Genomic DNA, 4931 nt, shown 5'->3' on the forward strand with positions numbered 1-4931 from the left:
AGAGTTTGGGAGGTGTTTTGGCTGGATAGGGGTTTGATTGGTTTTTGTGGGTTTAGGGGTTTTGCATTCAGCTTCTACTTCTATGCCAATACCACCCTTAATTCCTGCTTTTTTAATAAAGAATTGATTATGATTTTCTTGGCAATTTTGTTCTGCGTATTTAATGAAATCTTTCTGTTCTTTAACCAAATCTTTCTGTTCTTTAACCAAATCTTTCTGTTCTTTAACCAAATCTTTTTGCGTATTGCTTGTCTTTTGTTTTTCTTGTTCTACTTTTATTTGGTTATTAGTCTCTATATTGCTTGTCTTTTGTTCTTCTTGTTCTACTTTTATTTGGTTATTAGTCTCTATATTGCTTGTCTTTTGTTTTTCTTGTCCTAGTTCTATCCCACTCTTGTTTGCTCTATCCCTAGCATTTTCAGCTTCCTTTTGAGTTTCAGCCACTTCCTTTTTGGATTGGTCATCAGCAAAACACACATTCATAAGCATGGCTGTTATCGTTGTTACACCTATTGCTGAATTAAACCATGAGTTAGGATGCGTTTTTAAATAATCATCCGCAGTCTTAACATTCCCGCATATCCAATTGCTTTTTTTAATTTGTTTTTTTATCGAGTCTTTTATCGCCTCCCAAAAAGCAATCCCCATTATAGACACTCCCACATTCTTAAAAACTTTCTTTTCTTTTGCCGTTTTTACTAATTTCATCATCATTGTTGCAAGCATTACCAAAACCCTTATAATAGGCATTTAAATCCTTTCAAAAAAACAATCTTACCCATCAAAATCTTATTTTTGTAGTATATATAGCCATATTTAATCGCTATTAAACGATTGGTTTGAAAAATTGTAAGGGTCAATCCAATCAGATTTTTCTAATCCATTCCAACAAAACTTGATACAAGTTTCCCTTATACCTTAAACTCACACCCTTTTAAATGGAATAATAGGCAATAACTCGCTAGTTAAACATTCACTCTCTGCTTGAGTGTAAGCCTTTATACTCCTTTTGACCTACCAAATATTAGCATTTCTCTCAATCAAGCCTTGAGCAATTCAATTACACCCTTGTTTAACATCGCAAGCCTAGTAACTTAAAGCTCTTTTTGAGAGATTGGGCTAGATTGATCCTTATCCTTAATTCAAGCGCATGCGCATTCATCTTTGTTATCTTTGAATAAACTCAAGCGTTCTTAATATAATGCATGGCGATTTTGAGCGCGTTGGTGGCTGCCCCCACTCTTAATTGATCCGCCACGCAAAAGCCGTGCAAAGTTTTCTTATCAAACAAATCCTTTCTCAAGCGCCCTATATAGGTGCTATCCGTGTGGCTCGCTTTTAGGGGTGTGGGGTAAAGATTGCGACTAGGATCATCGCAAACAACCACGCTAGGGGCGTTTTTTAAAACTTCATAGACTTCTTTGAGATCGAATTCTTTTTCAAAAGCGATACTCAAACTCTCGCTATGGCTCCTTAATACCGGCACGCGCACGCAAGTCGCGCTAATAGGGAAATCCACGCCCATGATTTTATGGGTTTCATGCACCATTTTTAGCTCTTCTTTCGTGTAGCCATTCTCCTTAAAAATATCAATATGAGCGATCGCATTGAAAGCGATCGGGTAAGGGAAAGCCCCGGCTTGCAAAACCTGGTTTAAATCAATAGCGGGGTCTTTTTCCAAACATTCTAAAGCGGTTTTTAACTCATTTTTTAAACTCTCTATGCCCTTGTTCCCTGCCCCACTCACGGCTTGATAGGTGCTAACAATCACGCTTTTTATCTTAAAATGGAGGTGCAAGGGGTTTAAGATTTGCGTCATTTGAATGGTAGAGCAATTAGGGTTAGCGATGATATTCAAGAGAGCGTTAAAAATTTCTTTAGCGTTGATTTCAGGCACGACTAAAGGCACTTTTTCATTCAATCTAAAAAAGCTCGTGTTATCAATCACTAGGGCCGTTTTTGAAGCGCTTATAGCAAATTCTTCGCTCACGCTCCCCCCAGCGCTAAAAAAGGCGATGTCTATTTCTTCTTTTTCAAAAACTTCATGCGTGGTTTCTAAAATTTCATAGTCTTTATTGAAAGCTTTGATCTTTTTACCGGCACTCCTAGCGCTAGCGAGCGGGACAAATTTTTTAATCGGGAAAAAAGAATTTTCTAAACCTTTAATCAGCTCTTGACCTACCGCCCCACTAGCCCCGACAATAGCGACATTATAAGTCTTCATCGTTTTCTCCAATGATTTCAAGGGCTTTTAAAAAACTCAAGCAATTCAACTGCATGCCTGAATGCATGTTTTTCAAGCTTAGAGTTTCGCTTTTAAATTCTTCTTCGCCAATGACAGCCACAAACTCATGCCCCTTGTGGTTGGCATAAGAAAAGGGTTTTTTGATTTTTTGAGCTTCTGGATAGACTTCGCTAAAAATACCGCTTTGCCTTAAAGACTCCGCTAAGCGGTTGGCGTAAGAAAAATACTCTTCATGCATGCAAGCGATTAAGACTTTAGCTTGGGTGGAACGCTCGTCCAATAATTGCATTTCACTCAAAGCCACAATCAATCTATCAATCCCAATAGAAGCCCCTACCCCTTGTAAATTTTCTTTAGAAAAATTTTTAGTCAAATGATCATAACGCCCCCCTGAACACACGCTCCCTAAAGACTTCATTTCATTAAGCGTGGTTTCATACACAATCCCTGTATAATACCCTAACCCCCTAGCGATAGAAAAATCAATTTTATACAGGTTTTGAGAAATTTGCAAATCCCCTAGCAAATGGTATAGCCTTTCTAAATCCTGTATGCCTTTTTTTAGATTTTCATTATAGTCTTTCAAATAAGCAATTTTTTCAAAAAATTCCGCATGGCTTAAATCGTTTTGTTGGATTTGAACCATTTCTAAAAGCTCTTTAATGGTGTCTGGATTCAAATCGCACTCTTTTTTTAATTCTTCTTCAACCCCATTCAAGCCAATCTTTTCTAATTTATCCACAATGCGCAGCACTGCATTCACTTGAGAGATCCCAAAATATTCGCATATCCCGTTCAAAATTTTTCTGTGGTTGATAGAGACGCAAAAATCTTCTAAATCCAAAGCTTTTAAAGAAGCGATGATCACTTGAATGATCTCAGCATCGCACACCAAGCTCTCGCTCCCTATAAAATCAAAATCGCATTGCGTAAATTCCCTGTAACGCCCTTTTTGCGCCCTTTCACCCCTAAAGACATTGCCTATGGCGTAGCGTTTAAAGGGCATGCCTAATATTTGGTGGTGCAAAGAAACAAAGCGGGCTAATGGCACGGTCAAATCAAACCTTAAAGCCACATCCCTATCCCCATGGTCTTTAAAACGATAAATCTCTTTTTGAATATCACTGCTCGCATCAGGCAATAACGTTTGAGCGTATTCCAAATGGGGGGTTTCAATCGGCACAAAACCAAAACTTTGAAACACAACTGAAACTTTAGCGAGCAACTGGGCTTTTTGTATCGCATCTTTAGGCAAGCGGTCTTTAAACCCGCTCAACACTTTAGGGGTAATCATTCCATTTCCTTGTATTTGTATGCTAAAATTTTAGCTTAAAATCTTTAAAAAAGGGCAATTGATGAGCGTAAATGCGCCCAAACGCATGCGTATTTTATTGCGTTTGCCTAATTGGTTAGGCGATGGGGTGATGGCAAGCTCGCTTTTTTACACCCTTAAACACCACTACCCTAATGCGCATTTTGTCTTAGTGGGCCCAACCATTACTTGCGAACTTTTCAAAAAAGATGAAAAAATAGAAGCCGTTTTCATAGACAACACCAAAAAATCCTTTTTCAGGCTGCTAGCCACTTACAAACTCGCTCAAAAAATAGGGCGTTGCGATATAGCGATCACCTTAAACAACCATTTTTATTCCGCTTTTTTGCTCTATGCGACAAAAACGCCTATTCGCATCGGTTTTGCCCAATTTTTCCGTTCTTTGTTTCTCAGCCATGCGGTAACTACTGCCCCTAAAGAGTATCATCAAGTGGAAAAGTATTGCTTTTTATTTTCGCAATTTTTAGAAAAAGAATTGGATCAAAAAAGCGTTTTACCCTTAAAACTGGCCTTTAACCTTCCCACTCACACCCCAAACACCCCTAAAAAAATCGGCTTTAACCCTAACGCAAGCTATGGGAGCGCTAAAAGATGGCTAGCTTCTTATTACGCTGAAGTCGCGGCTACTTTGTTAGAAAAAGGGCATGAAATTTATTTTTTTGGGGCTAAAGAAGACGCTATTGTTTCTGAAGAGATTTTAAAATCCGTTAAAAGCTTATTGAAAAACCCCTTATTATCCCATAACGCTTACAATCTGTGCGGGAAAACAAGCATTGAAGAATTGATACAACGCATCGCTGTTTTAGATTTATTCATCACTAACGATAGCGGTCCCATGCATGTAGCCGCTAGCACACAAACCCCCCTAATCGCTCTTTTTGGCCCCACTGATGAAAAAGAGACTCGCCCCTATAAAGCTCAAAAAGCGATCGTGTTGAACCACCATTTAAGCTGTGCGCCATGCAAGAAACGAGTTTGCCCTTTAAAGAATGAAAAAAACCATTTGTGCATGAAATCTATCACGCCCCTTGAAGTCCTTCAAGCCGCTCGCAATCTTTTAGAATAGCCTTAAACGCCCTTCATGGGCTTTTTTTAAAAACGCAAGCATATTGATAAAACTCTGTGTATAAAAGATTTAAACTTTACTTTTGAAAGCGTGAGAAGAGCGATAAATCCCATCAAGGGTTTTAAAAAGTGGTAGGAAATTATAGGATAATATTCAAAAAAGCGTTTTTAAAAACGCTTTTTTGAGTCAAAGCCATTAGACCACTGAGTTTTTAGGTTTTTTAGCATCTTTTTTGTCGTTTTGAGCCACGACTAATTCTGTGCTAAATTTAGGTTTTTTAGCATCTT

The 4931-nt window shown here is 38.3% G+C and carries 4 protein-coding genes; 1 reads left to right on the forward strand and 3 read right to left on the reverse strand.

Annotated elements, in window-relative coordinates; translation table 11 throughout:
- The 3 genes from G6069_RS07740 to hisS all read right to left on the reverse strand — a co-directional run.
- The coding region (locus G6069_RS07740; protein WP_197293914.1) for a DUF874 family protein at window positions 1–750 on the reverse strand (750 nt) is incomplete at its 3' end.
- 433 nt (window positions 751–1183) lie between these two features.
- Window positions 1184–2224, reverse strand: coding sequence for an aspartate-semialdehyde dehydrogenase (gene asd / locus G6069_RS07745; RefSeq protein WP_197293915.1), 1041 nt, complete (start codon window positions 2222–2224; stop codon window positions 1184–1186).
- The gene (hisS, locus tag G6069_RS07750; RefSeq protein ID WP_197293916.1) at window positions 2211–3539 is read right to left on the reverse strand and encodes a histidine--tRNA ligase; all 1329 of its coding nucleotides are present in this window, start codon (window positions 3537–3539) and stop codon (window positions 2211–2213) included. Before hisS ends, asd begins: the two co-directional genes overlap by 14 nt.
- Window positions 3540–3600: 61 nt before the next feature.
- Here hisS and waaF point away from each other — a divergent pair, with 61 nt between their 5' ends.
- Window positions 3601–4644, forward strand: a complete 1044-nt coding sequence (gene waaF / locus G6069_RS07755) for a lipopolysaccharide heptosyltransferase II (protein WP_197293917.1) — start codon at window positions 3601–3603, stop codon at window positions 4642–4644.
- The last annotated feature ends 287 nt before the right edge of the window (window positions 4645–4931 follow it).

The sequence above is a fragment of the Helicobacter pylori genome (genome assembly GCF_017594925.1).
GTDB lineage: Bacteria > Campylobacterota > Campylobacteria > Campylobacterales > Helicobacteraceae > Helicobacter > Helicobacter pylori_DP.

Excerpts from the sequence above, each read along its gene's own strand:
- waaF (WP_197293917.1), top strand. The coding sequence starts at position 3,601 with ATGAGCGTAAATGCGCCCAAACGCATGCGTATTTTATTGCGTTTGCCT.
- hisS (WP_197293916.1), bottom strand. The coding sequence starts at position 3,539 with ATGATTACCCCTAAAGTGTTGAGCGGGTTTAAAGACCGCTTGCCTAAA.
- asd (WP_197293915.1), bottom strand. The coding sequence starts at position 2,224 with ATGAAGACTTATAATGTCGCTATTGTCGGGGCTAGTGGGGCGGTAGGT.